General features: G+C 69.7%; 29 protein-coding genes. 2 read left to right on the plus strand and 27 right to left on the minus strand.

The window, feature by feature from the left end:
- Positions 1-69: 69 nt before the first annotated feature.
- The 27 genes from ACYQ8L_RS05235 to ACYQ8L_RS05365 form a co-directional block, all read right to left on the minus strand.
- On the minus strand, positions 70-954 hold the full coding sequence (locus ACYQ8L_RS05235) for a YicC/YloC family endoribonuclease (protein ID WP_459940720.1): 885 nt from the start codon (positions 952-954) through the stop codon (positions 70-72).
- Positions 951-1,508, minus strand: coding sequence for a DUF4416 family protein (locus tag ACYQ8L_RS05240; protein ID WP_459940721.1), 558 nt, complete (start codon positions 1,506-1,508; stop codon positions 951-953). The genes ACYQ8L_RS05235 and ACYQ8L_RS05240 overlap by 4 nt, the downstream gene beginning before the upstream one ends.
- Positions 1,505-2,125, minus strand: coding sequence for a lipopolysaccharide kinase InaA family protein (locus tag ACYQ8L_RS05245; RefSeq protein WP_459940722.1), 621 nt, complete (start codon positions 2,123-2,125; stop codon positions 1,505-1,507). The genes ACYQ8L_RS05240 and ACYQ8L_RS05245 overlap by 4 nt, the downstream gene beginning before the upstream one ends.
- Positions 2,126-2,243: 118 nt before the next feature.
- Positions 2,244-3,254, minus strand: a complete 1,011-nt coding sequence (gene rfaE1, locus ACYQ8L_RS05250; protein WP_459940723.1) for a D-glycero-beta-D-manno-heptose-7-phosphate kinase — start codon at positions 3,252-3,254, stop codon at positions 2,244-2,246.
- Complete coding sequence (locus ACYQ8L_RS05255) at positions 3,232-4,371, minus strand: glycosyltransferase family 4 protein (RefSeq protein ID WP_459940724.1); 1,140 nt, start codon at positions 4,369-4,371, stop codon at positions 3,232-3,234. The genes rfaE1 and ACYQ8L_RS05255 overlap by 23 nt, the downstream gene beginning before the upstream one ends.
- A 23-nt stretch (positions 4,372-4,394) precedes the next feature.
- Positions 4,395-4,814, minus strand: a complete 420-nt coding sequence (locus tag ACYQ8L_RS05260) for a type II toxin-antitoxin system VapC family toxin (RefSeq protein ID WP_459940725.1) — start codon at positions 4,812-4,814, stop codon at positions 4,395-4,397.
- The gene (locus tag ACYQ8L_RS05265; RefSeq protein ID WP_459940726.1) at positions 4,814-5,050 is read right to left on the minus strand and encodes a hypothetical protein; all 237 of its coding nucleotides are present in this window, start codon (positions 5,048-5,050) and stop codon (positions 4,814-4,816) included. Before ACYQ8L_RS05265 ends, ACYQ8L_RS05260 begins: the two co-directional genes overlap by 1 nt.
- A gap of 116 nt (positions 5,051-5,166) precedes the next feature.
- The gene (locus ACYQ8L_RS05270; protein WP_459940727.1) at positions 5,167-6,234 is read right to left on the minus strand and encodes a polysaccharide deacetylase family protein; all 1,068 of its coding nucleotides are present in this window, start codon (positions 6,232-6,234) and stop codon (positions 5,167-5,169) included.
- Positions 6,231-6,602 carry a hypothetical protein gene (locus tag ACYQ8L_RS05275; protein ID WP_459940728.1) on the minus strand — a complete coding sequence of 124 codons (372 nt, stop codon included), beginning with the start codon at positions 6,600-6,602 and terminating at the stop codon, positions 6,231-6,233. Before ACYQ8L_RS05275 ends, ACYQ8L_RS05270 begins: the two co-directional genes overlap by 4 nt.
- The gene (locus ACYQ8L_RS05280) at positions 6,599-7,690 is read right to left on the minus strand and encodes a glycosyltransferase family 4 protein (protein ID WP_459940729.1); all 1,092 of its coding nucleotides are present in this window, start codon (positions 7,688-7,690) and stop codon (positions 6,599-6,601) included. The genes ACYQ8L_RS05275 and ACYQ8L_RS05280 overlap by 4 nt, the downstream gene beginning before the upstream one ends.
- On the minus strand, positions 7,687-8,700 hold the full coding sequence (locus ACYQ8L_RS05285) for a glycosyltransferase family 9 protein (protein WP_459940730.1): 1,014 nt from the start codon (positions 8,698-8,700) through the stop codon (positions 7,687-7,689). The genes ACYQ8L_RS05280 and ACYQ8L_RS05285 overlap by 4 nt, the downstream gene beginning before the upstream one ends.
- Positions 8,676-9,824, minus strand: coding sequence for a glycosyltransferase family 4 protein (locus ACYQ8L_RS05290; protein WP_459940731.1), 1,149 nt, complete (start codon positions 9,822-9,824; stop codon positions 8,676-8,678). Before ACYQ8L_RS05290 ends, ACYQ8L_RS05285 begins: the two co-directional genes overlap by 25 nt.
- Entirely contained in the window at positions 9,805-10,950 is a 1,146-nt protein-coding gene (locus tag ACYQ8L_RS05295; RefSeq protein ID WP_459940732.1) for a glycosyltransferase, read from the minus strand. The genes ACYQ8L_RS05290 and ACYQ8L_RS05295 overlap by 20 nt, the downstream gene beginning before the upstream one ends.
- Before the next feature lie 4 nt (positions 10,951-10,954).
- The gene (locus tag ACYQ8L_RS05300) at positions 10,955-12,145 is read right to left on the minus strand and encodes a glycosyltransferase (RefSeq protein ID WP_459940733.1); all 1,191 of its coding nucleotides are present in this window, start codon (positions 12,143-12,145) and stop codon (positions 10,955-10,957) included.
- On the minus strand, positions 12,142-13,203 hold the full coding sequence (locus ACYQ8L_RS05305; protein WP_459940734.1) for a glycosyltransferase: 1,062 nt from the start codon (positions 13,201-13,203) through the stop codon (positions 12,142-12,144). The genes ACYQ8L_RS05300 and ACYQ8L_RS05305 overlap by 4 nt, the downstream gene beginning before the upstream one ends.
- Entirely contained in the window at positions 13,200-14,006 is an 807-nt protein-coding gene (locus ACYQ8L_RS05310; RefSeq protein ID WP_459940735.1) for a class I SAM-dependent methyltransferase, read from the minus strand. The genes ACYQ8L_RS05305 and ACYQ8L_RS05310 overlap by 4 nt, the downstream gene beginning before the upstream one ends.
- 32 nt (positions 14,007-14,038) lie before the next feature.
- Positions 14,039-14,323, minus strand: a complete 285-nt coding sequence (locus tag ACYQ8L_RS05315; protein ID WP_459940736.1) for an acyltransferase — start codon at positions 14,321-14,323, stop codon at positions 14,039-14,041.
- Between the two features lie 679 nt (positions 14,324-15,002).
- A complete protein-coding gene (locus ACYQ8L_RS05320; RefSeq protein ID WP_459940737.1) occupies positions 15,003-16,007 on the minus strand; it encodes a glycosyltransferase family 9 protein in 1,005 nt (334 codons plus the stop codon).
- On the minus strand, positions 16,004-17,071 hold the full coding sequence (locus ACYQ8L_RS05325) for a glycosyltransferase family 4 protein (protein WP_459940749.1): 1,068 nt from the start codon (positions 17,069-17,071) through the stop codon (positions 16,004-16,006). Before ACYQ8L_RS05325 ends, ACYQ8L_RS05320 begins: the two co-directional genes overlap by 4 nt.
- Before the next feature lie 5 nt (positions 17,072-17,076).
- A complete protein-coding gene (waaF, locus tag ACYQ8L_RS05330; protein ID WP_459940738.1) occupies positions 17,077-18,105 on the minus strand; it encodes a lipopolysaccharide heptosyltransferase II in 1,029 nt (342 codons plus the stop codon).
- 10 nt (positions 18,106-18,115) lie between these two features.
- A complete protein-coding gene (locus ACYQ8L_RS05335; protein ID WP_459940739.1) occupies positions 18,116-18,937 on the minus strand; it encodes a glycosyltransferase family 2 protein in 822 nt (273 codons plus the stop codon).
- Between the two features lie 40 nt (positions 18,938-18,977).
- Positions 18,978-19,151, minus strand: coding sequence for a Trm112 family protein (locus ACYQ8L_RS05340; protein WP_459940740.1), 174 nt, complete (start codon positions 19,149-19,151; stop codon positions 18,978-18,980).
- Positions 19,152-19,196: 45 nt separating this feature from the next.
- Positions 19,197-19,763, minus strand: a complete 567-nt coding sequence (locus ACYQ8L_RS05345; RefSeq protein ID WP_459940741.1) for a methyltransferase family protein — start codon at positions 19,761-19,763, stop codon at positions 19,197-19,199.
- Positions 19,760-20,923, minus strand: coding sequence for a glycosyltransferase family 9 protein (locus ACYQ8L_RS05350; protein WP_459940742.1), 1,164 nt, complete (start codon positions 20,921-20,923; stop codon positions 19,760-19,762). The genes ACYQ8L_RS05345 and ACYQ8L_RS05350 overlap by 4 nt, the downstream gene beginning before the upstream one ends.
- A gap of 152 nt (positions 20,924-21,075) precedes the next feature.
- Positions 21,076-21,648, minus strand: coding sequence for a D-glycero-alpha-D-manno-heptose-1,7-bisphosphate 7-phosphatase (locus ACYQ8L_RS05355; protein WP_459940743.1), 573 nt, complete (start codon positions 21,646-21,648; stop codon positions 21,076-21,078).
- Positions 21,645-22,535, minus strand: a complete 891-nt coding sequence (locus ACYQ8L_RS05360; RefSeq protein ID WP_459940744.1) for a lysophospholipid acyltransferase family protein — start codon at positions 22,533-22,535, stop codon at positions 21,645-21,647. Before ACYQ8L_RS05360 ends, ACYQ8L_RS05355 begins: the two co-directional genes overlap by 4 nt.
- Positions 22,536-22,537: 2 nt before the next feature.
- A complete protein-coding gene (locus ACYQ8L_RS05365) occupies positions 22,538-23,689 on the minus strand; it encodes a deoxyguanosinetriphosphate triphosphohydrolase (RefSeq protein WP_459940745.1) in 1,152 nt (383 codons plus the stop codon).
- Between the two features lie 161 nt (positions 23,690-23,850).
- Between ACYQ8L_RS05365 and ACYQ8L_RS05370 the strand changes: the two genes are divergently transcribed.
- Both ACYQ8L_RS05370 and ACYQ8L_RS05375 read left to right on the plus strand, forming a co-directional pair.
- Entirely contained in the window at positions 23,851-24,615 is a 765-nt protein-coding gene (locus ACYQ8L_RS05370) for a substrate-binding periplasmic protein (RefSeq protein WP_459940746.1), read from the plus strand.
- A gap of 5 nt (positions 24,616-24,620) precedes the next feature.
- Positions 24,621-26,204, plus strand: coding sequence for an ATP-binding protein (locus tag ACYQ8L_RS05375; protein ID WP_459940747.1), 1,584 nt, complete (start codon positions 24,621-24,623; stop codon positions 26,202-26,204).
- Positions 26,205-26,456: the final 252 nt, after the last annotated feature.

The following is a 26,456-nucleotide window of genomic DNA, read 5'->3' on the forward strand; positions in this document are numbered from 1 at the left end:
CCGGCGCCGTTTTCGTCGGGGTCGGTGGCTGCCGGCCGCGGACCGAAGACCGACGACCGAAGACCGCCCCTACTCCACGTTCTGGACCTGCTCGCGGATCTTCTCGAGCTCGGACTTGATCTCCACCACCAGGCGGCCCACCTCGGCGTCGGAGGCCTTGGACCCGATGGTGTTGGTCTCCCGGTTCATCTCCTGGAGAACGAACTCGAGCTTTCTACCTACAACCCCTCCGGCATCCAAGAGTTTTCGGAATCCGTCGATGTGGCTTCGGAGCCGGACCAACTCCTCCGACACGTCGCACCGGTCCGCCAGGATCGCCACCTCCATGGCGAGCCGCGCCTCCAGGTCGGCCTCCGGGACCTCCCGGGCCAGCTCCTCGACCCGCCGACGCAGCCGCTCCCGGTACGACTCCACCACCCGGCCCCGCAGGGCGTCGATCTCTCCCACCCGCGCCTCGATCGCCGACACCCGCTCGGCCATGTCCCGGGCCAGGTCCTCCCCCTCCCGGCGGCGGAACGCCTCCAGGTCCTGGAGGGCACGGTCCAGGACGGCGCAGACGGCCTCCCACAGGGCCTCGGCGTCGGCCGCCAGGGTGGACGGCTCGGTCACGGCCGGGAACGCGAGGAGATGCTCCAGGCGCACCTCGGCCTCGATGCCGGCCTCCCGGGCCACCTCGCGCAGGAGTTCCGCCGCCCGCTTGGCGGCCTCCCGGTTCACGACGACGGCCGGAGCCTCCCCTACCCCCGCGTCCCACCCGGCGAACAGGTTCACCTGCCCCCGCTGCAGGGTTTCCTTGATCCGGGCGAGAATTTTGTGCTCGAACCGCTGGAGGTCCCCCGGCAACCTGGCGTTGAAGTTCAGGAACCGATGGTTCACCGTCTTGATCTCCACGGTGAGCCAGCGGCCCAACACCTCGGCCTCGGCCCGGCCGTACCCGGTCATGCTGCGGATCATGTGGGCGTCCCTTCCGAAGGCGGTCCGGGGGCCTTTCGCCAGCGGCGGTAGGCCTCCCGAACCCGGTTGAAAAACGCGATGGTCTCGGGTTGGCGGTAATCGGGGTAGGTCCACTCCAGGGGCCGGAACGAGCCCCGTTCGAACCGGTACTCCACCTCGGCGTAGATGCCCCGGCCCAGGTACACCCGGTGGGACGCCGGCTTCCCCGTGGCGAGCACCAGGTTCATAAGCCCCAGGAGCCCGGGGTCCAGGTTGGCCCGCCGACGGCCGGAGCGGTCGGCCCATTCGGCCTCCAGGCGGTTTGTGCGCTCCTTGATCCCGGCAAGCGCCGCCGGGTCCACCGGGTCTCCCAGCCAGAGGTAGCACCGCCGGATGCCGGTCCCCATCTCCCGGTCGTAGTAGCGCGTGCTCGTAAAGGGTTCCCAGGCCGTGGCGTCCCGGACCGGTCCGAAGCTCTCTTGGACCCGGCCCAGGACCGCCCCGGGGTCCTCCCCCGCGGCCAGGAGGATCCCCATCACCAGAAACGCGGGCGGCGGCAGTGAGGGGCGGCTCACGGCGCCCTCCTCTTCTTCGCCATCCTCCGGATCTGCGCGGCGCGCCCCTCCCGCCAGAGGCGCCTCAGCTCCGCCCTCCCGAGCCCGAGCACGCCCCCGTAGGCCCGTAGCGCCCACCAACGCCCCCGGAGGCCTAGGTCCTCGAGCCGGATGGCCCGGCCCAGTTCCTCCAGATTCTTAACCCGCCGCCTCCGCGTGAGGGGCCGGCGCAACCCGTCCAAATCGACCAGGAACGGCCGCATCCCACGGCCGTCCTCCCCGAAAAACACGTTTCTCGACAGGTCCCCGTGATAGTACCCGAACCGGTGGAGCTGGCCCACCAAGGCGCCGACAGCAGCGGCCGCCGCAAGAGGGTTTCCGGCTCCGTGGCGGACGTGGACCGCCCAGGGGATGAACCCGGGCACCCACTCCGTCACCAGGATCGCCTCCCGCGGCCAGAGGAGGCCCCGGACATAGAGCCCCAGGGGCGCCGGGGTCGCGAGCCCCTTGGCGTGCAAGGCTCGGCCCCTGTGAAACGCGCGGGCCGGAACCCTCTGGAGCCCCAGGAGATACACGGCCCGAAGGTCACCTTCCGGCCGGTAGTGTTTGGCGAAAAAGGGTCCCCGGGGGGTTTCCACGCGGTAGCAGATCCGCCCCGGCTGCCGGTGAATGGGGTGCCAGTTCCCCCGCTGGAGGAGCAATCTCAGTCCCGGCGCCGACCCCCTGGCTGCCTTCCAGTTCGGCCCGAGGGGCCCCTCACCCTGCTCGTTCGGCCGCGACAAGGGCTTCCTCGACCTCGCCGGGGCTGACCGTGGCCGTTCCGAGCTTCCCGACCACGATTCCGGCCGCGACGTTGGCGAGCGCCGCCGCCTCCACCACGTCGGCGCCGGCCGCCTTCGCCAGGGTGAACACCCCGATAGCCGTGTCCCCGGCCCCGGTCACATCGAACACGTCCCGAGCCCGGGTGGGAAGGTGGGTCACCCGCCCCGGCTCCACCACGGTCATCCCCCGCTCCCCGCGGGTGACCACCACCGCGCGAAGCCCGAGGCGCTCCAGGAGCGCCCGGCCGGCCGCTTCGGCCTCCCCGTCGTCATGCGCCGGCCCCCCGGCCATGGCCTCGGTCTCCTTGGTGTTCGGCGTCATGGCATGCACCCCCGCATAGGCCGCTGCGTTCACCGGCTTGGGATCCACCGACACCCAGGCCCCGGTCCGGGCGCCCCACCGGAGGAGCCGTTCCACCAGTTCCCGGTCCACCACCCCCTTGCCGTAGTCCGACACCACGATCCCGTCCCAGCGGGGCGCCAACTCGTCCACCCGCGCCCCCAGCGCGGAGCGCGCGCCCTCGGGAAGCGGCCCCCGCCGTTCCCGGTCGAACCGGACCACCTGCTGGTGGCGGGCGATGATCCGGGTCTTGACCGCGGTGGGCCGATCGGGCGCCTGGACGAGGCCTTCGGCCGACAGACCGTTGGCGCCCAGCTCGGCCGCGAGTTCCTCGGCGGCGCCGTCGAGGCCCACCACCCCGACGAGATCCACGGCGGCCCCGAGGGCCCGCAGGTTATGGGCCACGTTGGCCGCGCCGCCCAACCGCACCACCTCGCGCTCCACCTCCACCACCGGCACCGGCGCCTCGGGGGAGATCCGGTCCACCTCGCCGTAGACGAACCGGTCGAGCATGAGGTCGCCCACGACGCCGATTCGGAGTTGCCGGCCGACCAACCTCTCCCACGCCGCCCGGGCCAGGCCGTCAAACCAGGGGATCGTGCTCATCCGAACACCCTTCCGGAAAAAGAAACGCGAGGTGGCGCCGTGCGCACCCCTCGATCGTGAACCGTTCGAGCACCCTCCGCCGGGCCGCCTCGCCCCATGCCCGGGCCTCCCCCGGCCGGGCAGCAAAGTATACGATCCGCTCGGCCAGGGCGGAAGCGTTTCCCGGGGGCACCAGGGCCCCGGTCTCCCCCTCGGCCACGAGGTCGGGCAAAACCCCCACCCGGGTCGCCACGAGCGGCACCCCGCTCGCCATCCATTCGAGCCCCACCCGGCAGTTCGCCTCGCTCCCGATGCTCGCCACCACCCCCAGGTCGAACGCCCGCAGCACGGCCGGAAGATCGGGCCGGTGGCCCAGAAAGCCCACCCGGCCCCGCAAGACCGGGTCCCCCTCCACCCGCCGGCGCAACTCCTCGAGCCGCGGGGTTTCCCCCTTGGCCAGGATCACGAACCGCGCCCCCGAGACCCGCGACAGGGCCATGCGGGCCGCGGCCAGGAACTGGTCGTGCCCTTTGACCTCGCCGAGGCGCCCGAGAATTCCCACGAGAAATGCTCCAGGGGGAAACCCCAACGAGCCGCGCACGTCGTCCGTGGGGCCGTCGGGGCGAAACACCCCGGGATCCACGCCCCCGTGGATGGTGACGATGCGCGCCCCGGGTCCCAGCCGTTCCCGCAGGGACCGTTCGATCGCCGTGTTGGAGGCAACCGTTCCGTAGAGAACCCTCCGGTAGAGGTACCGGTTCAGGGGGTCGGCCCGCACCGGCCGCATGTCCCCCCGGACCCGCACCGCCCGTACCCCTTCCCGCCGGCAGGCCCAGGCGATGAGTGGCAGGGCCTCGGGGCGGTGAATCTCGACGGCGTCGTAGCGCCGCGCCCGCAGAAGGCGCCGCAGCCGCATCGCGGCCGGCACCGCCGCGACGGCCGCCAGGCCCTTGGCGTTGAACCCGGCCTCCTCGTGGACCCGAAGCCCGGCGCCCCGGGCCCGGCCGACGGCCGGGGAACCGGCGAGGCCGAGAAACTCCGCCTCCACCCCCAGTTTCTCCATGGCCGCGGCCAGGTCCACCGCGTACTGGGCCTCGGCGTTAAACCAGCGCACGTGGGCCAGGTGGAGGATTCTCACGGGAGGGGAGGGATGCGGTGTGGTCATCGCTCAGGCGGGGTGCCCGAAGGGAAAACCTCGAACCCCGCCTGACGAAAATGCGGATCCAAGGCCGCCGCCTTCTCGATGCCAAGACGCCGCATCACGACAAACGACGTGCAGTCCGTAAAACTGTAGTCCTTGTCGGAGTGCTCCCGGAACAGGTCCCACGCCGCCTGAAAGTCACGGGGCTCCACGGTGACAACGATCGCCTCGCCGCCCCCGATCAGAGCCTCCCCAACGCGGACGGAGGCCCAATGCCCGGCGCGGACCCGGACCAAGGTCAGAAGCTCGTCAACGACGTAATCGGTAACGATCAGCCGACCCCTCCACGCCGATAGCACATCCGCCACGGCGTCGTGGGCCCGGCTTCTCCGGTCGAAAAAGGCAAACCACGCGCTGGTGTCGACGAACAGATCGGGCATCATGGATCGCCGTACAGGACGCGGTCGTGCTCCTCCGGGGCGAGGCCATCGGCAAACAGGCCGCGAACCTCGGAGAGGCTGGGGCGGCAGGGGCGTTCGCCCCCCGTTCTCCCCCTGGCGAGCCCCAGGTCCACGAACTCCCGGACCAACTGCCCGAGGCTTTTCCCTTCCCGCCTTGCCCGCTCCTTCAGGGCAAGGTATTGCCGGTCCTCCAACAAAACCTGCGTGCGGTGCATGACACACCTCCCTCGGTCCGGCCGTCGATGTTACACATACATCATACGCCGGCGGCACTCCCCGTGCCAGCGCGGGTGGGCTGTCGCCCCCGGGACGGGACCGGGCCCCTTCTCCCCTATCCGGCGTTCCTCCGGCCCGACAAAATGCCGTAGAGCGCCGTCCGCCAGGTTGACCGGTAGATCCAGAGCCGGGACCGAAGCCACCAGGCCCCCTTGGGCCGGGGCTCGAACCGGTGCACCAGAAACCCGATCCTCCCCACCGGGTTGGGCTTGCGGTCCAGGGTGTACACCCGCCGGATGCCGGCCTTGCGGGCGCACGTCAGGGTCACCTCGTCGTAGTGTCCCCAAGGGAGCGCCAGTTGGTCCCGCACGCCCCCGAGCCGCGACTCCAGGGCCTCCCGGGCGCGGACCAGGTCCTCCACCGTGCGCCGTTCCCGCTCCTCGTCCGTCTCCCAGGTCCCGCGCTCTCCCCTGGACTCCTTGTACCGGAGGGCCTCCCGGCGCAACTCCTCGGCTACCCGCTTCGCTCCCCGTTCCTGGACGTACGCCTCCCCCCCGCGGTCCTCGAGCCATCCGGCCAGATGGTCCCGGACGCCGGGATCGTCCCGGTAGAGCCGGCAAGCCAGCGCCGATCTTCTGGGGTAGAGGGGGATCCCGAGGCGTTCGTCCCCCCCGGTGCACTGGGGCAGCGTCCAGTGGGTCCGGCCGACCCGGCCCAGGTGAAACCCCACGATCTCGTCCGAGGCCCACCCCATGGCGTGGCCCCAGGAGTGGGACTGGACCTCCACGAGCCCCGTTCGCTCCAAGGCCTCCATCTCGGACCAACGCAGAAAGGCCGGGTGGGCCCCTCCGGTCCGGGCCGCCTGGGCGTGGGCCTGGGTCGCCGATCCCCCCCAGGCGGGCTCCCCCCGGAGCCTCGGCGGCCCTTCCCCCGCCCGGGGCGGGATCACGAACACCACCGCCGAGATCCCCAAGCGTTCCAGCACCTCGATCCCGTGGGTCCACAGGTCGGCAAACCCGTCGTCGAAGGTGACGAGAAACCCGGGTGTCGCGCCGTCTAGGTCGGCCGACCCAACCGCCCGCCCCCGCCGGGCGGCCCCGGAGAGAAGGGCCGCGAGGCGGTCCGCATTCAACCTCTCGGCCGGGGCGACGCTGTGGAAGGTCAGGACGGGGAGCGACCTCACCGCTCCGAACCCTTTCGAAGACGGTTCATGAGCGCAGAGTAACCGAGGGAACCCCGGCGTTCGATCCGAACCCTCGCCCGCTCCAGCAGCGCCCGGAGGTTCCGGCGCACGAAAAACGGAAAGGGGTACCCCTTCCCGTCGGCCACCCGCCCCTGGAGGGCCCCCAACCGCCTTTTCTGGGAGCCGCGGTGCGACGGAGAAGCGAATCCCCCCTCTTCCGACCGACGGCGCCTGCGACACTCCTCCGCGGGTGGCGCCGCCTTCGCCGGGTGCTCGGTCCCGTCCCGAAGCCCCCTCCCGGAGGAGTACCGGTCAAACCGCGCCCGGCGGCCCTCCTTGACGAGAGTTGCGCTTCCGATGCGGCTCATTCCCCACTCCCCACGACTTCTTTGTACAGCCGCTCGATGCGTTCCACGTGAGCCCCCAACGAGGCGGCCTCCGCCAACCGCCTCGCTTCCCGGCGCGATGCTTCCCCTTCGCCCCACAGTCGCTCGGCGGCCTCTGCCAACGCGCCTCCCCCGTCCACCACCGCCCCGGCCCCCTGTCGCTCGGTGAGGAGATCGGCGACCCCGTTCCTGGGGGTGGTCACCAAGGGCGTTCCGCAGGCCAGGGCCTCGAGGCACACGTTCGCAAAGGGGTCGTACCGGGTGGGGTGGACGAGCACGTCCGCGGCCCGGTACCAGCGGCCCATCTCCCCTTGCGGCCCCACGAAATGGACCCGGTCGGCGCACCCGAACTCCCGGGCCCGGGCGACGAACGGTCCGGGCGCATCCCCCCCCACCACCACCAGGTGCGCTCCGGGAAGGCGCGCCAGCGCCTCCACCGCCAGGTCGAGGCCCTTGAGGCGGAAATTCGTCCCCACAAACAGAAGGATCCGCGCGTCCACCGAAAGGCCAAGGGCACCGCACACCTCGGCCCGGGCCTCCTCCCGGCCCTCGGGGGTGAACCGCTGCGTGTCCACCCCGTTGGGGATGATCCGGATCCGCTCCGCCACCTCGGGGTAAAACCGTTCCACCTCCTCCGCCACCCACCGGGACGGGCAGACCACGGCCCGAAGCCCTGGGGACGAGAAGAGGCGGTCTTCGATCCGGAGGACCACCCGGTCATAGGCCGACCGGGCCCCCCTCCCCTCCCGCTCCAGATAGGCCCGGTGCACCCCGCCCCCGCACCGGTGCACGGTCTGGCAGGTGGTCTTCCCGGCCCCGTGGACCACGTCGAAGGCGCCGGGCCGGACCCGGCGTTCGGTGAGGCGCCAGAAGCTAAAGGTCTTGAGAGCCCGCCCGAACGCCACCGACGGCACCCGGTGGAACCGCACGCCCTCCGGAAGCCCCTCGGCCCGGCGCGCGAACACGTGCACCTCGTGGCCCCGCCGGGCGAGTTCGCCCACAAGCCCCAGGGCGTAGGCTTCCGCTCCCCCGGATCGGTCCACCTTGGGCTGCACCACGGCGATCTTCACGCCCCGCCCCATCCCAGGACCGCGTCGGTCCATGCCCGCAACCGGGCGGCCACCTGATCGGCCGAGAGTTCCACGAGACACGCCCGGTCGCCCCCCTGGCATTCGTTGCGGTTGCAGGGCTGGCACTCGAGGCCGAGGGCGATCTCGGTGTGCTCGGGGGCCGGGTGGGTCCACCCGGCGCTCGTGGACCCGAGCACGGTGAACGTGGGCGTTCCCACGGCCACGGCGATGTGGCGGGGGGCCGAGCAGTTGCCCACGTGCAGGTCGGCCGCGGCGATCAAGGCCGCCATCTCCCGAAGGTTCGTTTTCGGCGCGACCCGGGTCCGCCCGCCCGACGCCTCCACCACGGCCCTCGCGACCCCCTCCTCCCCGGGGCCCCAAAGCACCACGGGCGTCCACCCCCAGTCCGCCAACCGGGCGCAGAGCTCCCCGTAGTGCGCCTCCGGCCAGCGCCGGGTGGCCCGGCGGTGGGTTGGGTCCACCGTCACGAACCGCCGCCCCTCGCCGATGAGGGCCCTTCGCTGGGCCACCCCCCAAGCCCGTTCCTCCTCCGAAAGGTAGATCTCGGGCCGATCCCAGGAGGACGAGATCCCCAACGGCCCCAAGAGGTTCTTTTTCACCGTAACGGCATATTCCCCCTCCCTTCCGGCGTTGTGGGTGTAGGCCCACCGCCTTGCCGCGGCTTCGTAGGACACCCGCATCGGCGCCCCGGACAGCCGGGTCAGAAGCGCCGATCTAGGGTTCCCCATGAAGTCCAGCACCACGTCGAACCGTCGCCTTCGCAGCTCGCGGCCCAGGGCGAGGGTGCGCCACCAGGGGGCGTTCCGGTCGTTCAGGAGGATCTCGTCGATGTGGGGGTTTCCCCGCAGCAACCCATCGCTCGGCCGCTCGGTCAAAAAGGCCACCCGGCACCCCGGGCGGGCTTCCTTCAGGATCCGCGGGATGGGCGTCGTGAGCACCACATCCCCGATCTGCCGGAGTTGGATCACGAGGAAGGACGTCGCCCGCATTGCCGGAGCACCTTCTCGTACACCTCCAGGGTCGCCCTCACCTTCGCCTCCACGGAGAACTCTTCCTCGATCCTTCGTCGGCCCGCCTCCCCCATCTCCCGGGCGCGTTCCGGATCCTGAAGAAGCCGCACCACCGCCCGGGCCAGGGCCTCGGGATCCCCGGGCGGCACCACGTACCCGGTTCTTCCTTCCTCGATAATCTCCGGAATGCCCCCGATGTTCGTTCCGACCGCTGGCACACCGACGCTCATCGCTTCGAGCAGGGTGTTGGGGGCGGACTCCATGTCCACCGATGGGATGACGAACACGTCGAACAACCGCATCAGGTCCACGGCATCGTCCCGGTGGCCCGGCAGAACGAAACGATCCGCCACCCCGAGCCGGCGCAACCTCGGCACAAACCGCTCCGTTCCGGCGCCCACCAACAGGAAAAACGTGTCCGGAACCGCCGACAGAACCGCCGGAGCGGCTTCAATCAGATGCTGAAACCCCTTCTCCGGCCTGGCTCGACCGACCGCGCCCACCACCCGAACGCCCGGGAGAAGCCCCAACTGCCGGCGCAACAGGGCCGGGTCGGCCCTCTCGGTCGCCCCGGTGCCGGAAGTGTCCCGCGCGTTGGGGACCACGTGGATCTTTCCCCCGGCCACCCCCGCCGACTCCAGCACCCGTTTCACCCGCAGGGAGTTCGTGATCACCGCCGAGGTCCGAGGGCTTCGGAACTTGAGGGGAAACCGTGCGGAAAAAAGCACCCCGCGGTTGGCGATGACGGGAGGGAACCCGCCGCCGAAGGTCGCCAACAGGGCCACGTTGTGTCCCTTGGTGTGGTGCGCATGAACGAGGTCCGCGGCCGCCTCCCGCACGATTCGGCGAACCCCCCGGGAAGCCCGCCACTGCGACCAGAGGGATCCCAAACGGGGAAGCCGCTTCGCCGGGATTCCGGAGTTCTCGGCCCAGTCCAGAATGGCCGCCTCCTCCGGGGCGCAGACGATCACGTGCAGACCCGCGTCCGCCTGGGCCCGTGCGAGGAGAAACGCCTGGCGGGTTCCCCCGCTGCGGTTGGTCGAGCTGGTGATATGGACCACGGTCAGCGGCGTGGGGTTCGCGTCAGAGGGTCGATCGTTCATAGAGGTCTTCGTACGTCCTGAGCGTCTTTTCGACGCAGGTGTCTAAGGAAAATCGCTTTGCGCTCGCGGCGGCGGCCCGGCCGAACCGTTCCCTCCTCTCGGGATCGGAAAGAAGGATCTGCACGCCCTCCACCAGGTCATCCCCCCCCCGCTCCCCCGGCGGGACAAGAATCCCTGAAACCCCGTCGTCGACCACTTCCGTCATGAACGGAAGACGGTATCCGACAACCGGGAGCCGCGCCGCGGCAGCCTCCACCACGGCCCCGGGCAACCCTTCCGACCGGCTGGGGAACAGGAACACGTCCATCGCTCCGAGGGCACCCGGGACGTCGTTGGTATGACCCGCGAAGACAAACCGCCCCCCCAGCCCCGCGTCTTCCACGAGCCGCTCCAAACGGGGCCGGTTGCCCCCGTCTCCCACCAACACGAAGCACACCCTCGGATGGCGGGAATAAATCGCGGCCGCCACCTCGACGAACTCTTCGTGCCCCTTCCCCTCCGACAGCCGCCCCACCGTGCCCACCACGAGATCGTCCTCGGGAATCCCCCAACCCCGGCGCACGGAACCGCGCCGCTCCCGGCACCGTTCGAACGGCCGAAGGTCGATGCCGTTGTACAGCACGGCGCAGGTCTCCGGGGGAAGCCCGGAAAGCGCAAGATATCGGGTCCGTGCCGCCTCGCTCACGGCCCAGGTGAGGTGGGCCCGCCGTGCGGCCCACCGGTCGAGGCGCCTTCGCAGGAAACCTTTCAGTCGGCCGACCCGCCCGTACGGAGTCAACGAGTGGATGTGCCGGATGCGCACCGGTACCCGCGCCCGCACGGCGGCCGCAACGGCCAGCGTATTCGCCGTGTACTCGTGGGCATGGACGACCTCGGCACCCACCCGTTCCAGATAACCGGCGAACCGGGCCACCGTGGCGGGGGACCACTTGTGTTTCAGGGGAATCACATCCACCGGGATTCCCAGGAACTCCAGTTCCTCGGCGCGGTCCCCTCGGCTCCGGTAGCACAGCAGTCGCACATCGACGTGCTCGGCCAAGCGCGGAAGGAGTTCCAGGAGGCGATTGTGTACGCCTCCACCCGACTTGAGCCCCTTGTAGACGCGAACGACCCTGAGACGGCGCACGGACCTACCCCTCCCCCCTCCGCGCTGGCCGGCTCGGAACCTTGCGCCGCAGATACTCTTCGTACAGCGCCAACGTGTTTTCCACACAGCGATCAATGGAAAACCGCTGGGCGTTCCGCTTCGCGGCGCGCTCTAAGAGTTCCCGCTCCTCCCCACGGTCGAGGAAGCCTTCCACGGCCCGGGCCAGGGCTTCCACGTCCCCCGTGGGGACCAGACACCCGGACGGCACATCCGCCGGAAGAAGCTCCGGCATCATTGGCAAATCGAACGCCACCACCGGTACCCCCGCCGCCTGGGCTTCGATGACCACGCCGGGAAGCCCGTCCGGAATCCTGCCATCGGCGTCAGGAAGCCCGGGAAACACGAACAGGTCGAGGCTTCCAAGAATCGCGGGAATATCGCGGCGGTATCCCGTGAACACGACCCGATCTTCCAGCCCAAGGGCCCGGGCGGTTTCCTCCAACTCCTTCCGAAACGGCCCTTCCCCCACCACGAGAAACCTCGCCTCAGGCCGCCGCTCCTTCACGATCCGCGCCGCCTTCAGGAACTCGGATTGGCCCTTCCCCCGGGCCAGACGCCCCACCACGCCGACCACCGGCGCTTCGGGAGAGACTCCGAACTCCTCGCGCACGGCCCCGCCCCGTTCCCGTGCGTCCGCGAACCGGGTCAGATCGACTCCGTTATAAAGCACGCGGCACGCCGCGTCCGGCAGCCGGGTCCCCCGGAGGAAACGGTCCCGGGCCGCCGCGCTCACCGCCAGGGTCACATCGGCCATCCCCGCGGCCCAGCGATCCGCCACCTTGCGCAACGCCGTCCGGTACGGCCTCTCCCGACCCCAGGGGATCAGGGTGTGGATGTGGCGGATGCGAACGGGAACCCTCGCGAGCCGAGCAGCCACGACCCCCATCGTGTTCGCGGTGTAACTGTGGGTGTGAACCACATCCACCCCGTGTCGCCGGAAGTACCCGGCGAACGTGGCCAGGTTCCGTGGTGACCACTTGGGGCCTCTCGGGACGAGGTCCACCGGCACGCCCGCGGCTTCCAGATCGTCGGCCAGTTCGCCCCTCTTCTTGTAGCAGAGGACCCGCACGTCCACGTGCTCCGCCAGTCGCGGCAACAACTCCGTCAGGCGCGTCTGCACCCCCCCGCCGCGCACGAGGTGGTGGATCACCCGCACGACCCGGATCCGTCTCATGGCTGGGTGATCTCCTGAAGGCGGGAGAACAAAACGAGCGCGTTTTTCCGCACGTCGTACCGGTCCCGGGCCAACCGCCGGGCCGCCTCACCCAAACGGCGCCGCCGCCCGGGGTCTTGGGCGAGGTCGGCCATCGCCCGCGCCAGAGCCTCGGCGTCGCCCGGCTCGCACAGGCGTGCGGCGTCCCCCACCAACTCCTCCACCCCCTCGAGGCGGGTCGCCACGCAGGGGAGCCCCGCACACACCGCTTCCAGGAGGGAGTTCGGGAAGCCCTCCTTGAGGCTCGGGAGGACGTAGACGCTAAGAGAAGCGAGAAATTCCGGGATGTCTTCGACAAAACCTAGAAATTCCACTTTGCTGGCGATCCTCAGGCGGTCCGCCCGGGCTTTGAGCGCCGCCTCCAACTCCCCGGTGCCGGCCAACCGCAGGCGGGCGTCCACGCCGCTGCCCAACAATCGCGCGAACGCTTCGAGCAAAAACTCGTGCCCCTTGCTCGGGCTTAGTTGGCTCGCCGTCCCGAAAACGAGGGGTTCCTCCCCCTTCTCCCGGGGCACGGGGTATCGGTCCAGAAATTTCGCGTTGGGAACGGCCCAGATCTCGTCGGGGGACAGCCAAGGGAACCGGCGCAGCAGACGGTCGCGCATCCGTTCGCTGGGGACGAGCACCCGGGTGACGAGCCACCGATGCCGCCACCGTTCCTCCGGCGTTCCCCGGTAGTCCTCCACCAACCCGACCCTGTGGACCACCGGGATGCCGCACAACCGAGCGGCCACCGCCCCGATCTCCAGATCTTTGGAAATGTTCACGACGACCACGTCCGGGCGACACCGCCGAAAAATCCGGACCATCCGAGCAATCGCAAGCGGATTGTATTTAGGCCCAAACCGGAAGGGATGCACGCGGAACCCGGCGCTTCGGCAGGCATCCACGAACGGGGTGCCCTCCCGCGCCACGACGTCGATGCGGTGGCCTCGTTCCTGCAGCGCCCGACCGTAGTCCAGGGTCCAGGTCTTCACCCCGCCCCATTTTCGGGTTGCGTTGACGAAGGCGATGTTCACGACCCCGGTCCCCCACCGCCCGCTTCCAGTCCCTCGAGCCCCCCTCGGCATCTCCGGAACACAGGGTCTCTCCTCAAGTTCTCCTTGATCGAAGCAAGCCTCCGGAACACCTCGGGGTCGTTGGTGCTCGCATAGGTGGGGCCGCCCTCCAGACCGTAGGGAACCGGGAGTCTGCACCCGGAAAGCACCCGGGCCCACCCTCGGTAACGCAGATCGTTGATCTTGAGGTTGTACCGGAACCGTTGGGCCAAGAACCGCCGGTAGCCCAGATCCGTGAAACGCCGCAGGTGGGGATCGTTCCACTCCTCGGCCCCGTGGTGATACACGGCCGCACGGCGCCCCAGTAGGATTCTGAGGGTCCGGCGCCACTGGAACTCGTTGGGCACATGGCTAAAAAGGACTCCGTTACGTCCCAGGCAATGCTCGATTTTCTCAAGGAGAGAGGCCGGGAAAATCAGATGTTCGAAAACATCCGAACATACGGCAACCCCTATGTCCCGAATCTCGGCCGGCAGGCCATCCCGGTCCAGATCCATGCGATAGAAACCGATCCCCAGCTTCTCGTATTCGCTCCTCAGTCGATCGTTCCCATCGATGGCGATTCGCTCCCACTCCGGCCCAACGAGTTGGAGAAACGCCGGGTCCCCACAGCCGAACTCCACGATGCTCGTCGGGTCCAACCTCCTCAGGAACCAGAGGTACAACGCCCGCCACGCGCCCACCCCCTTCCAGCGATGAACCCGGGCGTTCCAATCGACCAGATCCTCCCCTGGGACACCGCCGCGGCCCCTTTGCAGGCCCACCGCCCCTTCCGGGGCCGTCCTTTCCTTGTCCATCAGGCCCCTCTCCTTCCCACGGGCCGGGCCGGAACCCCCACGTTTACCGTGAAAGGGGCCACGTCCTTGCTCACCACGGCCCCCGCCCCGATGACCGCTCCCCGACCCACCCGGACCCCGTCCAGGATTCGTGCCCCCGCCCCCACCCAGACGTCGTCCTCGATCACGATGCCCTCGGCACGGACCGGTTGCCGGAAAATCGGAGTTTCGGGGTCATCGAATACGTGGTTGGCGGGCACGATCACCACGTGCGCCGCGATCCGCACCCCATCCCCGATCGTCAACCCCCCATGACCGTAGAGCACCGCATAGGGGTTGACGCTACAGTGCGCCCCGAGTCGGATATCCCCTCCAAAGGTTTCCAGCCTGGCGCCCTCTCGAACCACGCAACGGGGTCCGAGGGCGATCCTCCCCCCCTTTTTGTTGGACAGCACCGCCCCCCGCTCCACCACCGTTCGCCGGCCCAGCCGGATCGCTCCGAGATCACCGTGGATCCCCGCCCCCGCCATGACTCGCGCACCGGGCCAGATCAGCGCGGCCAACAGGCTTCGCCGTCGCCGCGGCCAACCACAAGCACCCCATACCCGTCTCGCCACCCTGTACACCAGGCCTCCTTGTATTGCTGAGACCAACGAAAGTATTGTCAGATCCCCGTCGTCGCTATGGAAACCCGCGGGTGGGGAGCTGGTGGAGAGACGGGTGCGGCCCCTTACCTCGCCGCGCCCTCACCACGCCCGGATCGCTTTGGAAAATCCGGAACGTCCGCCACCGCCGCCGCGGCCTGTCGAGCCGACAACGGCATGGAAAGGCGCGGCGATCGGGTGCCGCACTCGCGCCCGGCCGGAACCAGTCCCCCACCCGCCCCCGACAATACTTTCGAAGGTATAGGTCAGAACTTCCCCCGAGCACCCGCGTTTCGCCGGCCCCCACATGGCGGCGGCGGGCCCCCTGCGGCCGACCGCGTCAGATTCGCCCTCCGGGCCGTTCCACCTCTGCCAGGATCTCTTCCGGCCGAATCGAATCGAGGCATGTCCGTGGGCCAGAAGGACAGACAATGCGCCCGTGGAGGCTGCAGGGCCGGCAGGGTATCTCGCGCTCCACCACGGTGTCCGCGGGCCCCAGGGGATAGAACCCGAACCCCCGGACCGTGGGGCCAAAAAGGGCCACGACCCGGGTGCCCACGGCCGTGGCCATGTGCATCGGGGCCGAGTCGTTGGTGACAAGCGCCTCGCACCAGGCGAGCGCGGCGGCCGTTTCCAGGATCGTGGTGCGCCCCGCCAGGTTCGCCCCCCGGCCGCCGGCTAAGATCCGGTCGGCCAGTTCCCGGTCCTCGGGGCCCCCCACGACCACGGGAAGCGCGCCCCCGCCCTGCAGCCGCCCGGCCAGCGCCCTCCAGTGCTCCTCGGGCCAGGCCTTGGTGGGCCAGCGGGCGCCCGGAGCAAGGGCCACGAGTCGGGCGTCTCCGTCCCAGCCGGCAGCGGCCAGGAGTTCGCTCACCCGGCCGCGATGGGCCTCCCCCGGGTAAAGGCGTGGAAGCCGGCGGGTCCGGCGCACGCCCAGCCGGCCCAGCGCCGCGATGTACCGGTCCACCACGTGGGTGTCGTCCAGGAGATCCGGGTTCCGGAGCCACACCGCGAGCCGCCGCCGCAGGGTTCCCTTGCGATACCGGGTCCACCGGGCCCCGGGGGTCAAGGCCCGAAGCGCCCGGGCGCGAAGCGTGCCGTGGAGGTCCACGATCCAGTCGTACCGTTCCCGCCGGATCTTGCGGGCGAGGGCCACGATGCCCTCCTCAGGGTCCCAGTCCACGCACCCCGCCACCCCCGGGTGGGTGAGAAAGATCTCCCGGAACGCCGGTTTCGTGAGGACGTGGACCTCTACGTCGGGCCGGTCGGCCCTCAGGGCCTCCACCGCGGCGGTCGCGAGCACCACGTCTCCAAGGGAGGAAAACCGGAGGAGGAGAACCTTCACGAGAGCACCCTCTCGTATACCGAAAGAGTGCACCGCGCCATGGTCCCGGGGCGAAACCGTTCTACCCGTTGTAGCCCCGCCCGTACCCTCGCCGCCCTCGACTCCTCGTCCCGGAGGACCCGATCGATCGCCTCGGCCAAGGCGGCCGGGTTGCCCCGGGGCACCACCCACCCGGCGTCTCCCACCACTTCGACGTTCCCCGGAAGGTCGGAGCACACAATGGGAACCCCCAGCGCCATCGGTTCCTTCAAGGCGGCGCTCGAACCCTCGCCCGAAACGCTCGGCAGCACGGCCACATCGAGACACCGCGTGAGGAGGGGTGCGTCCTCTTGAAACCCGAGGAACCGGCATCGGTCCAACACCCGGCGGGCTTTTGCCAGTTCGCGGACCGCTGGCTCGAGGGGTCCCTCTCCGACGAAGACGCACACCAACCCCGGCCACTCCCTAAGGAGTCGCGGCAATGCCTCCACAAGAACCCGGTGCCCCTTCTGCTCGGTGAACGCGCCGACCACCCCCAAGACGGGCCCCTCGTCCCGGACGCCCCAGCGACGAAGAACAACCTCCCGGTCTAACCTGTGCGCCCGCGCCCGCAGATCATCCACTTCGATGGCGGACGGTACCACCTCGACCGGGCAGACTGCGCCCGCCCGCCGCACCGACTCGGCAATTTCGGCGGAGACGGCGATCCAGGCGTCCGTTCTCCCGTACGTCAGGCGGAACCTCATTCCGGGACGCAGCGGGTACGAGACCCGCCTGTGGCACACGGCCTTGGCCTCGCCCCTCCGCAAGGCGATGGCCAACGAGCAGGCCGCGTGGGCGTCGTGGGCGTGAACGATATCCGCCCCCCGACGGGCACGCCGCAGCGCCAGCCAAACGTCTGGATTCCACCACCGGCGCCCGGAAAGGGTCGTGACCGGGAGTCCGGCTTCGCTGCACCGCGCCGGCAGTCCTCCCTCCGGGGGCGCCATCACGACGCTGTCCACCCCCATGCGGCACAGTTCACGGTGGAGCAAGAAAACCTGCTGCTGTCCTCCCCTCCACCGACCTCCGAGGTCCACGTGCACGACCTTCAAGGGAGACCCACTCCTTCCAGGAGTTCCCCGGCGGCCCGAAGCACATCCTGGGGCCGGATGTCCAACATGCACCGGAAATGACCCTTCCGGCACCGTCGGCCCCCGTGGAGCCCGCACGGGCGGCAGGAGACCTCGGCCTCCACCACCCGCGACGCTTCGTGGAACGGCCCGAACCCCAGGTCGAGGGTGGTCGCCCCGAACACGGCCACCGTGGGGGTGCCCCGGGCCGCTGCCACGTGCAGCGGGGCCGAGTCGTTGGTGACGAGGAGCGCCAGCCGGTCCATCCAGGCCGCCAGGGCCTTGAGCGAGGTTCTCCCGGCCGCGTTCACCGTCCCGGGGCCGACCCCGGCGCACACGGTCTCGGCCACTTCCCGGTCGTCGGGCCCGCCGAGGACCACCACCCGCGCGCCCTGCGCCGCAAGTTCCCGGCCGACCCGGGCGAACCGCTCGGCCGGCCAGCGCTTCGTCGCCCAGACGGATCCGGGGGCCAGACCCACCAGGCGCTCACCCGGCCCCACCCCGAACTCCCCCAGCACCCGGTCCACTGCCTCGGCCTCCCTCGGGGTGTATCCCACGTGGAGCACCCGGTCCCCGGGTTCCGCCTCGAAACCGAGTCCCTGCAACAGGGCCAGGTTCCGGTCCACCTCGTGGCGGCCCGGGGGACGCCGCACCCGCTGCGTGAACAGAAACGAAAACCCGGCGTCGGCGAATCCCACCCGCACCGGGGCGGCCGAAAGCCGGGCCAGCATCGCGCTGCGGTGGGACCGGTGGGGAACGACGACGGCGTCGTAGCGTGCCGCCCGCAGTTGCCGCCCCATGGCGAGGAACCCGTCCTTGCCCTTCTTGTCGTACCGGAGCACCCGGTCGAGATGGGGGTCCTCTTCGATCAGGGGAGCCGCCGCGGGGGTCACCAGGGCGTCGATCCGCGCGTCCGGAAGCCGACGCCGAAGGGCGCGGAACAACGGCGTGGTGAGCACCACGTCTCCGAGAAACGCGGTCTGAAGGACGAGAACGCGATTTGGCACGTCGGCACCGCTACGAGCCACCGGCCCCGGGCCCCCGACGCCCCTCCCGGTGCCACGGCCGCTCCGGGCCGACGCGCTCGATCTCCCAGAGTTTCGCGAACTTCAAGAACACGTAGAAGGCCGAAAGGCTCGCGATGAAAAGGCCCTGGGGCCCGTCGAGAAAGCCCCTCTTGAGCACATACTTCTTCAGGAACTCCAGCGGCGGGCGAAGGACGAGAGCAGTCCACGAGAACCGCCGGCCCCGGGCGTGGTGTTCCTCGGCCAGGATCGAGCTGAACCGGTTGATCGTTTGGACGTGATCGGCCATGTCGTCGTAGGTGTAATGGACGATCTCGCCTCGGAGGCGTCCGACCGGCCCGTCCACCACCACATCGTAGTGGGGATCCACCCCCTCCCAGCGCCCCTTTTCCCGGCGAAACAGCCGGATGCGCGGCTCCGGGTACCATCCCGAGTGATCGATCCAGCGCCCCAGATAGTGAACGTGACGGGTGATCCGGTACCCGTCGTGAGCGGGTGAAGCGGACAGGAGGCTCACGATCTCGCCGGCGAGCTCGGGGCGCACGCGTTCGTCCGCGTCGATGGACAGGACCCACTCTCCCGCCGCTTCACTCTTCGCGAAATTTTGCTGGGCCACGTAACCCGGCCAATCGGTTTCGATCACCCGGTCCGCGATCTCCCGGGCGATCTCCACCGTGCCGTCGGTGCTCCCCGAGTCCACCACGACGACCTCGTCGCAGAACCGGACGCTCTCGAGGCAGCCGCGGATCTTGTCTGCCTCGTTCTTGCAGATCACGGTGGCCGAAAGGCGGGGGCGGGCGGAAGAACGGGACATCGGCAAAAACCGGCGGAGAAAGCGGGAGAGGACGCGGCGCTCAGTCCTCGAGCGGTGTGGCCTCGTCGATGAGCATGATCGGGATGTCGTCCTCCACCCGGTAGCGGAGCTTGCAGGCGTGGCAAAGGAGGGCGTTCTCCGCCTCCCGGTACTCCAACTCGCCCTTGCACTGGGGGCAAACGAGGATGTCCAGCAGATCCTGGGGCAGCGCCATGGTTTCCTCCTCGCGCGTTTCGGGTGAGGTGAGTATACGCGGGTTTTACGCCCGAAGCAGCAGGTAAAGGGTGACCCCGTACAACCCGACCCAAGCTCGCCACTCCCGGTGCACCGACCACATGCGCCGGGCGTGGTAACGGGCGCGGTCCTGGGCTCCGGGCAGTCGCCGGGGGACAAACCGTGGCACCCGCTCGCAGTACCGGAGAAAGGCGTCGCCGTAGCGGGCGAGGAGCCGCTTCTCCTCTTTACGGATCAACGCCCCGTACACCGGTACAAAAAACGCCACAAGCAGCACCGGAAACCACCAGCGCCCCCCCATCACCGCCACGCCGAGCCCGATCAAGAAGTTCCCCAGATACAGAGGGTTTCGCACGAGCCCGTATGGGCCCTCGGTGGTGAGTTGCTCGTTCTTGACGATCGTGCCCGAAGCCCAGGTTCGAACGAGTTCCCCCAGGAGGGCGATCCAGAACCCCCAGAACACGCTCTCCCGGGTGGGATCGGCGAACACGAGGAACAGCGCGCCCGCCACGAACCCCCAGGTGACCCTTTTTTTTACGAAGGTCTGGAAAAACCAGGACGACTCGTCCACCTGTCCGATCCGCTCGCTCACCCGATCTTCTCCCTCGTGGCCGCTTCGATCTGGCGGCCCACGGCCGCCAGGAGTTCCTCCATGTCCACCCGCTCGTAGCACTTGACCGGCCGGTCGCACGCCCGCTGCCAGCAGGGCCGGCAGTCCACCTTGGCTAGCACGGCCTCCCCCCGGTCGAAAAAGTCGATCTCCTGCTCGCAGGTGAGCCCGAACCAGGCCACGACCCGTTTCCCGAGCCCGATGGCCAGGTGCATGCCAAGGGAGTCGCCGGTCACCACCACGTCGGCCAGGTCCATGTACTGGATCCCCCGGCGCAGGCCCTCGGTGCACGGGGTTTCGAGCACGGGGGCCCGGGTGAGCCGGGCGATCTCCCGGTTCCGGTCGGCGTCCTCCGGCCCCCCCAGAAGGAGCACCCGCACGCCCGGGAACCGGTCCATCAGCTCCTCGGCGAGCCGGGCCTGGTACTCCACCGGGAGCTTCTTATAGGGGAACAGGGTCGAGCAGCCGGTGTTGAGCCCCACGGCCACCACGTCCCCAAGGCCCCAGGCCCGCCGCATCCGCTCCACGAATTCCCGCTCCTCCTCCGAAAGCCGCAGCACGTAGGGGTCGCGGCGGAACGCGAACCCCATCGTCTCGGCGAGCATCTCCTGCTCGCTCTTCCGGTTCCGGCGGAATTTCAGGTCGTCGTCGAGCCCGGTCCAGTACTGGTACCCTGCGGCCGGGGTCAAGGGCACGATGTTGCCCCGCTCGTCCATCCCAAACCCGCGGCGTTCGGCCGCCCGCACCCGTTGGGCCAGGGCCGCCGAACGCCGGCTCTTGTCCACGTTGAGCACCAGGTCGAACCGCCGGGGCTCCAGTTCCAGCACGGTTTCCGGGCCGAACAGGAGCACCTCGTCCACGTAGGGGTTGTTCTCCAGGATCGGCGCCGCGTTCTTGAGGGTGACCCAGGTCAGGAAGCTCTCCGGGTAGGCCCGCTTGATCGCCGGCAGAAGCGCCGTGGTGCGGACCACGTCGCCCATCGCGTCCAGGTTGATGAGCAAAATCTCCGCACCCCGGGGCCGGTACTCGGGGCACCCGTCACAGAGCCGGCGGAACCGGCAGGGCTTGTACCCGTTGAAGTACCGGCAGTCCGCCGCGTAGGGGCCGAACCCCTCGACCACGGGCCATTCGGATCGGTTCATCTCTGGTGCCTCGGACACAGTGGGAAAACGCTGGAAAGCTGGAAAGCTAGAACGCTGGAAAGCCGAAAACCCCTAGGCTTCCTGCATCGTGGCCGACTCCAGCGCGCGGGGGCGGCTTCTGGCCGCGACCTCTCCCCCAGCGGCCCGTCCCATCACCTCTTTCTTTCCGCTTTGCGGACGGAACTTCCCAGGATCCGGTCCGCCGCCGCCGGGAGGTCATCCGCGATGGCGTCGGGCTTCACCCCCGACTCCCCAAGCCGCTCCTCCGTCTCCCGGCCGTACCCCGTCCGGACGAGGACCGCCCGGCACCCGGTCCGCCGGGCGAGTTCCAGGTCGGCCGGTTTGTCGCCCACGACCCAGGACCGGCCCAGGTCGAGGCCGAGTTCGGCCGCCGCCCGGAGCACCAGCCCCGGCTCGGGCTTCCGGCAACCGCAGGCCCCCGTGACCTCGGGGTGGTGCGGGCACACGTACCATCCGTCGAGCGCGGCCGCGGGGCCGAGGCGGCGGTCGATCTCCCGGTGCACCGCCGCCACGAACGAGAGGCCGAAGTACCCCCGGGCCACCCCCGACTGGTTCGTCACCCCCACCAGGGCGAATCCGGCCCGCCGGAGCCGGCCCAGCCCTTCGGGCACCCCGGGGAGGATCTCGAGGTCCTCCATCCGGGAGAGGTAGTGGGCCTCCCGGATGAGGGTCCCGTCCCGGTCCAGGAACACGGCCGGCCTCACGGGGCCATCCCCTCCGGGAGGCGCCAGCGCCGGTGCACCCAGAACCACTGCTCGGGGCATCGGCGCACGGCCCCTTCGATGACCCGGTCGAACGTCCGGGTGAACGACCGGATGCGTTCCTCCCGGTTTCCCGGGGGCGGCGGCTCCACCGGCGGCTCGGACCACGCCACGAAGCCGGTCCCTTCCCGGCGGCAGAAGGCCGGCACCACCGGGGTCTCGGTGCGAAGCGCAAGGGTGGCGAGGCCCCGGTTTGTGGAGACCGGCCGGCCGAAAAACTCGCTCCGGATCCCCTCCCGCGAAAGGGCCCGCTGATCCAGGAGGAACCCCACCACCCCCCCGTCCCGCAGGGCCCGAAGCACCGGCCGCACCGCATGGCGGTGGGGGATCAACCGCCCGCCGAACCGTTCCCGGAGCCTTCGGACCAGCGCGTCCACCCGCGGGTTTTTGATTCGGCGCCCCACGGCGGAGAAGCGATACCCCGACGCGGCCAGAGCAAGCCCCGCGAGTTCCCAGTTGCCCAGGTGGGCCGTGAGGAGAAACGCCCCCTTCCCTTGGGCCAAAACCCGGTCCAGATGGTCGCGCCCCTCGAACCGGAACCGCGAAAGAAGGGTTTCGGGGGTTTCGGCGAACACCCCCGCGAATTCCACCGCCGTGGCTCCGAGGTGCCGAAAGTTCTCCCGGGCCGTCTCTCGCACCCAGGTCGCCGGGCGCTCCGGAAACGCCAGTCGCAGGTTTTCCAGGGCCACCCGGCGGTGCGCCCCGTCGATCCGCCACCACAGCGCCCCCAGGCGGCGGCCCCAGGCGACCCGGGCGTCCCACGACACCCGGCCGGCCCAGGACACCCCGAGGCGCACGGCAAGGTAGGAAACCGCGTCGCCCGCCCCCAAGTTCACACCTTCTGGAACGGGTCGAAGAGCCGCCGGTACTCCTCCAAGAGGCTTCGGTCGGTCATGCCGGCGATCCGGTCGCACACCACCCGCTTGAGCCCGTCGCGCTCGGCCCGTTCCCGGTCGGCCCGGTCGAGGAGCCCGGGGTTCTCCACATAGGCGGTGAAGAGTTCCGTCAGGAACCGCTCGGCCTTGACCCGCATCGCCTCCACCTTGGGGTGCCGGTAGAGCCGTCCGTAGAGGAACTCCTTGAGTTCCCGGTTCCTGGCCTCCATCTCGGCAGAACGTACCACGAGCCTCCGGCCGGCCCGACGCACGTCTTCCAGGGTCGCCACCCCCGCCTCCCGGATCGCCCGGGTGGTCGCCTCCACCAGGTCGGCCATCATGCGTCCGATGAGGTGGCTGATCGTCTGGTAGATCTCCCGGCGGCCCCCGATGCCCGGGAACTTCCGGCGGACCAGGGCCCGGGTCTCCCGCCACACCGTGACCTCGTCGAGGTCCTCAAGGGTGATGTACCCCGCCTCGAGCCCGTCGTCGATGTCGTGATTGTTGTAGGCGATCTCGTCGGCCAGGTCGATGAGCTGGGCCTCCAGGGTGGGTTGGAGATCGAGTTCGTACTCGTCGAGCCCCTCGACCATGGGGCGGTCCCAGCTCGACGAGTGTTTGACGATGCCCTCCCTCACCTCCCAGGTGAGGTTGAGCCCCTGGAAGCCGGGGTAACGCTCCTCGAGCTCGGTGACCACCCGAAGGCCCTGGAGGTTGTGCTCGAACCCTCCCGCGTCCGCCGCCAGGCGGTGAAGCACCTCCTCACCCGTGTGGCCGAACGGGGTGTGGCCCAGATCGTGGGCCAGGGCGAGCGCCTCGGCGAGTTCCTCGTTGAGGCCCAGCCGGCGCGCGAGCCCCCGGGCGATCTGGGCCACCTCCAGGCTGTGGGTGAGCCGGGTGCGGTAGTAGTCCCCCTCGTGGTTGAGGAAGACCTGGGTCTTGTACTCGAGCTTCCGAAACGCCTCGCAGTGGATGATCCGGTCCCGGTCGCGCTCGAACGCCGGTCGGTCGTCCTTGAACGGTTCGGCGTGGGCACGCCCCCGGCTCCGCGCGCTGCGGGCCGCGTAGGGCGCGAGATCGGGCCGTTCCCCACCGATTGAGTGTGCCATGGCCTCGTCTCCGGAAACGAGCGGCCCGATACCCTAACAAACCCCGCGTGCACCGGCAACAATTGCCTGCCTCCCGTCAGTCCCCGGAATTTCCTGGCACCGTGGGGAAGGAATCGGGTATTTTGTGCGCGGTGGTTTCATTTTTTGAGGGAGGGTACGCAATGGGAATCCGGTCGATGGCCCTGGTGCTCTGCCTCCTTGCGGGTGCCGTGGGAGCAAACGCCTCCGAGCGGGTTCTCCTGGTAGGGGTGTTCGACCACCGGCCCTACATGATCGTGGAGGGGGACGCGGTGTCCGGCACCGACGTGGAGTTGGCACGCCTCGTGTTCGAAGCCGCCGGGTACGGGGTGGAGTTTCGGGTGAGGCCCCCCGCACGGGTGTTCCACGAAATCGAAACCGGGGAACTCGATGCCCTCACCGGACCCGCGAAGACCCCCGAGCGGGAGAAGCTCCTGTGGTTCACCTCCCCCATCCATGCCAAGGTGGCCCAGGTGTTCGGGCCTCCGGGGTTCCGGTTGGAGAGCCTGGACCAACTCCTTCGCCTCGAAAAGCCCGTGGGGTTCATCCGGGGGTTCACCTTCGGAGACAACCTGAACCGGATTCGCGACCGACTGCGGGAACGGGGTCTCGCCGAGGAGGAGGCGACCACCCGGGCGAACATCCAGAAGCTCCTGGCCGGCCGGATCGCGGCGTTCGTGGACATGCGGGACCCCACCCTATACGAGATCCGGGAACTCGGGGTGGAGGGGAAGGTCGTGCCCGTGTCCGACCCGGTGTTCATGGGCTGGGCGCACTTGGCCCTCTCCCGCCGCACCTGCACCCGAGAGGACCTGGAGCGCGTGGAGGCGGCCCTGCGGCAGCTCCGGGCCCAAGGCCGCATCCCGCCCCTCGAGTTTCCCGCCCCAACGGCTCGCTCCGCCCGGTGAGCCCCATGGCGCGGAGGGGGTCCTGGGCGCGGAGGATCGGGCTGCCCTACGTGGTGCTCGTGCTCGCGGCGGCGGGGGCGGCCCTCGTGTGGGCCGATTACCGGCGGGAGGAGGCCGTTCTCCTCGAAAAGGGAAACCGGGCCGCCGCTGTCGCCGCCCGCCTGCTCCAACGTCCCCTCTGGAACCTGGAACTCGAGGATATCCAGGCCGGAATTGAGACCCTCCTGCTCGACCGGGACGTGATCGGCATCGAGGTCCGGGACGCGGGGGGTACGGTGGCATCCCGGTGGACCGAGCCGCCCCCCGGGCCGCGGAGCGTTCTTACGTTCGAGCGCCCCATCCGGCACAACGGGAAAGAGATCGGCACCCTCCGGCTCGCCCTGACCACCCGGCGCTTGCGCTCCCGTCTCCTCCTGGGGGGAATCCTGGCGGTCGGCGGCGCGGGGTTGGCCGGCCTGGGGTTGCTCGCCTACGTCCAGGTCCTCTTCGCCCAGTGGGTGCGAAGTCGCCGGTTCGCCCGCCGGTTGGCCCGCCAGGAGGTCCACACCGACCTGATCCTCGACGCGCTGGGGGTTTCCACCTACGGGGCGCGGACCGACGGGAGCCTCCTTTTCGGCCGGGGAAGCCTCCTGGAATCTTCGGGTCAGCCCCGCCGGTGGGGCGACTGGGTCCTCCCGGAAGACCGCCCCGAAGCCCTCCGGTGGTTTCGCACCGCCTCGGCCGCCGGGACCATCTCCTCCACCGAGTACCGGGTGCGGCGCCCGGACGGCGAAATTCGTTGGGTACGGGACTGGGTGCGCCGAGACGGCCGGCGGATCCTCGGCCTCCTTGCGGATGTCACCGAGGCCCGGCGGGCCCGGGAGCAGCAGGCGGCCTTGGATCGCCAGATGGCCCAGGCCCAGCGCATGGAAAGCCTCGGCAGGCTCGCCAGCGGGCTCGCCCACGACTTCCGGAACCTCCTCCACGTGGTCCGGGGCCATTTGGAACTCCTCGAACGGGGACTCCCCCCCGAGCAGTGCCTCCCCCCGGCTCGGGACGGGCTCGATCAGGCGTCCAGGCTCCTCCAGAGCCTCCTGCAACTCGCCCGCACCGACATCCCCCGGCGGAAGGTGCCCATCGGGCGGGTGGTGGAGGAGGCCGTCGCCCTCGCCCGCCCCACCCTGGGGCCGGACGTGCACCTGGAGCTACACATTGCCGCATCGCCCACGGTGGATCTCGGGGTTCCGGAGTTCCAGCAGGCGATCCTTAACCTCCTGGTGAACGCGAAGGATGCCGTGGGGGACAGGGGCAGGATCGAGGTCGTTGTGAGCGAGGAACCGGATCCCGAGGGCCGGCCCTGGGCCGTTGTGACGGTGCGCGACGACGGGCCCGGCATCGCCCCCGAGGTGCTCCCCCACGTGTTTCAACCGTTCTTCACCACGAAGCCCCCCGGCATCGGCACGGGGCTCGGGCTCGCCATGGTGGAGCGGATCGTCCACCTCCACGGCGGCGCGGTAGAGGCCGCCTCCCCGCCGTCGGGGGGAGCAGAGTTCCGGATCCGCTTGCCCGTCCCCGAGGAGCCGCCAACGGAGGGGTGGACAACCGAATAGCATCGCGGCCGTCCGAAGCACTGTGCTTTGCCAGAAAACGGGGGTCGTTCTGTTGGCGTGTGGGCCATCGAGGTGGTGCCGCTGCCGGTGACGTCCGCCCATCGGTTCCAGCGGCAGGTAGCGTCTCGGGATACGTCTCTTCCAAATCCCAAGTGGCGCCCCGGCCCCGCACGAAACAAGGGCGGAAGCCATATGGCTTCCGCCCTTGTCCCCTTCCGCGGATTCTCACCACCCCGGGGCTACTTCACGAAG

It is taken from the genome of Deferrisoma palaeochoriense (genome assembly GCF_054656955.1).

Coding starts and splice junctions, on each gene's coding strand:
- ACYQ8L_RS05260 (WP_459940725.1), bottom strand. CDS start 4,814: ATGCCCGATCTGTTCGTCGACACCAGCGCGTGGTTTGCCTTTTTCGAC.
- ACYQ8L_RS05370 (WP_459940746.1), top strand. CDS start 23,851: ATGGGAATCCGGTCGATGGCCCTGGTGCTCTGCCTCCTTGCGGGTGCC.
- ACYQ8L_RS05350 (WP_459940742.1), bottom strand. CDS start 20,923: ATGAACCGATCCGAATGGCCCGTGGTCGAGGGGTTCGGCCCCTACGCG.
- ACYQ8L_RS05375 (WP_459940747.1), top strand. CDS start 24,621: ATGGCGCGGAGGGGGTCCTGGGCGCGGAGGATCGGGCTGCCCTACGTG.
- ACYQ8L_RS05235 (WP_459940720.1), bottom strand. CDS start 954: ATGATCCGCAGCATGACCGGGTACGGCCGGGCCGAGGCCGAGGTGTTG.
- rfaE1 (WP_459940723.1), bottom strand. CDS start 3,254: ATGAGCACGATCCCCTGGTTTGACGGCCTGGCCCGGGCGGCGTGGGAG.
- ACYQ8L_RS05285 (WP_459940730.1), bottom strand. CDS start 8,700: ATGCGGGCGACGTCCTTCCTCGTGATCCAACTCCGGCAGATCGGGGAT.
- ACYQ8L_RS05275 (WP_459940728.1), bottom strand. CDS start 6,602: ATGAGCCGCATCGGAAGCGCAACTCTCGTCAAGGAGGGCCGCCGGGCG.
- ACYQ8L_RS05340 (WP_459940740.1), bottom strand. CDS start 19,151: ATGGCGCTGCCCCAGGATCTGCTGGACATCCTCGTTTGCCCCCAGTGC.
- ACYQ8L_RS05290 (WP_459940731.1), bottom strand. CDS start 9,824: ATGAACGATCGACCCTCTGACGCGAACCCCACGCCGCTGACCGTGGTC.
- ACYQ8L_RS05265 (WP_459940726.1), bottom strand. CDS start 5,050: ATGCACCGCACGCAGGTTTTGTTGGAGGACCGGCAATACCTTGCCCTG.
- ACYQ8L_RS05300 (WP_459940733.1), bottom strand. CDS start 12,145: ATGAGACGGATCCGGGTCGTGCGGGTGATCCACCACCTCGTGCGCGGC.
- ACYQ8L_RS05335 (WP_459940739.1), bottom strand. CDS start 18,937: ATGTCCCGTTCTTCCGCCCGCCCCCGCCTTTCGGCCACCGTGATCTGC.
- ACYQ8L_RS05365 (WP_459940745.1), bottom strand. CDS start 23,689: ATGGCACACTCAATCGGTGGGGAACGGCCCGATCTCGCGCCCTACGCG.